This window comes from Klebsiella terrigena (assembly GCF_006539725.1).
Classification (GTDB): Bacteria; Pseudomonadota; Gammaproteobacteria; order Enterobacterales; family Enterobacteriaceae; genus Klebsiella; species Klebsiella terrigena.
Genome location: NZ_BJNO01000049.1, coordinates 1 through 2056, shown reverse-complemented (window position 1 = coordinate 2056; position 2056 = coordinate 1). Strand labels below are relative to the sequence as shown.

Below are 2056 nucleotides of genomic sequence, written 5' to 3'. Positions count from 1 at the left end.
GGGAAAGCGGTCTGACTTAGCCCATCGCGCTTTCGCGCAGGCGGGCTTTTAGCTTACTGTACTCATCAATGACGTACTGTTCGGCGGCGCGCTGGTCGGCAATCCGCTCAACGTTAACCGCGCAGTACTTGTACTCCGGCGTTTTGGTTATCGGGCTCAGGTTCTCGGTCACCAGCTCGTTGCAGGCGCCAATCCACCACTGGTAGGTCATATAGACCGCTCCCTTATTCGGCCGATCGCTAACCTGCGCGCGAGTGATGATGCGGCCCTTACGCGAGTTAACCCACACCAGCGCCTCATCCTCGATACCCAGACGCGCGGCGTCGGCGGTATTGATTTGCGCATAGCCCGGCTCGTCCGCCAGCGCCGCCAGCGCCGCACAGTTACCGGTCATCGAGCGGCACGAGTAGTGGCCGACTTCGCGCACCGTTGAGAGCACCATCGGATATTCCCCGGTGAGCCTGTCGATCGGCGCAACCCAGTCGCAGGTGTAGAACTGCGCCAGCCCGTTGGGGGTATCGAACCTCTCTTTAAACAGATAAGAGGTCCCCTGGTCGGCGGCGGATTCGTCGCGGCACGGCCACATGATGTAGCCCAGCTCGCCCATCTTCTCGTAGGTGGCGCCGTAAAAGTCCGGACACAGATGGCGCAGCTCGTCCCAGATCTCCTGGGTGTTGCTGTAGCGCATCGGGTAGCCCATCCGGGTGGCGATCTCGCTGATAATCTGCCAGTCGGTTTTCAGATCCCACTGCGGCTCCACCGCTTTAAAGAAGCGCTGGAAGCCGCGGTCCGCCGCGGTATAGACGCCTTCATGCTCGCCCCACGAGGTGGAGGGCAGGATGACGTCCGCCGCCGCCGCGGTTTTGGTCATGAAAATATCCTGCACGATAACCAGCTCAAGCTCTTCAAAGGCTTTACGCACCGCCGAGAGCTCGGCATCGGTCTGCAACGGATCTTCGCCCATAATATAGGCCGCCCGCACTTCGCCGTGCGCCGCCCGGTGCGGCAGCTCGCTGATGCGGTAGCCGGTGTGCGCCGGCAGGCTCTCCACGCCCCAGGCTTTGGCGAATTTCTCCCGGTTTTCCGGGAACTTAACGTACTGGTAGCCCGGATAGGTATCCGGCAGGGCGCCCATATCGCAGGCGCCCTGGACGTTGTTCTGCCCGCGCACCGGGTTGACCCCGACGCTCGGCCTGCCGAGGTTGCCGGTCATGATCGCCAGGCTGGTCAGCGAGCGCACGGTTTCCACGCCCTGATAGAACTGGGTGACGCCCATGCCCCACAGGATGGCCGCGGATTTGGCGCTGGCGTACATCCGGGCGCAGGCGCGGATCTCCTGCGCGCTGACGCCGGTAATCTCTTCCACCGACTCCGGCGTATAGCCTTCAACGATTTTGCGATACTCCTCGAAGCCTTCCGAGCGGCTGGCGACGAAGGATTTATCGTAGAGATCCTCTTTAATAATGACGTGGCCGATGGCGTTGAGCAGGGCAATGTTGGAGCCGTTTTTCAACGCAATATGCATATCGGCAATGCGCGCGGTTTCAATTTTGCGCGGATCGCAGACGATAATCTTCGCCCCGTTGCGTTTGGCGTTAATCACGTGATTTGCCACGATAGGGTGCGAATCGGCCGGGTTATAGCCGAAGATAAAGACGAGATCGGTATTATCAATCTCGGTGATGGCATTGCTCATAGCGCCGTTACCGACCGACTGGTGCAGACCTGCAACCGATGGGCCGTGTCAGACGCGAGCGCAGCAGTCGACGTTATTGGTGCCAATAACGGCGCGCGCGAATTTTTGCATCACATAGTTGGTTTCATTCCCGGTGCCGCGGGAGGAGCCGGTGGTCTGGATGGCATCCGGGCCGTACTTGGCTTTAATCGCGCTGAGGCGCGTGGCAACGTAGTCGAGGGCCTCATCCCAGGAGACGGACTCCAGCCTGCCGCCGCGCTGGCGGCGGATCATCGGGGTTTTCAGGCGCGGGGTGAGGATCTGGGTATCGTTAATAAAGTCCCAGCCGTAGTAGCCCTTCAGGCACAGGGTTCCCTGGTT

The 2056-nt window shown here is 60.7% G+C and carries 1 protein-coding gene; it reads right to left on the bottom strand.

The window, feature by feature from the left end; genetic code table 11:
* Positions 1-16 precede the first annotated feature (16 nt).
* A partial coding sequence (gene fdhF / locus RTE01_RS26070; RefSeq protein WP_141335485.1) for a formate dehydrogenase subunit alpha occupies positions 17-2056 on the bottom strand: 2040 nt, incomplete at its 5' end.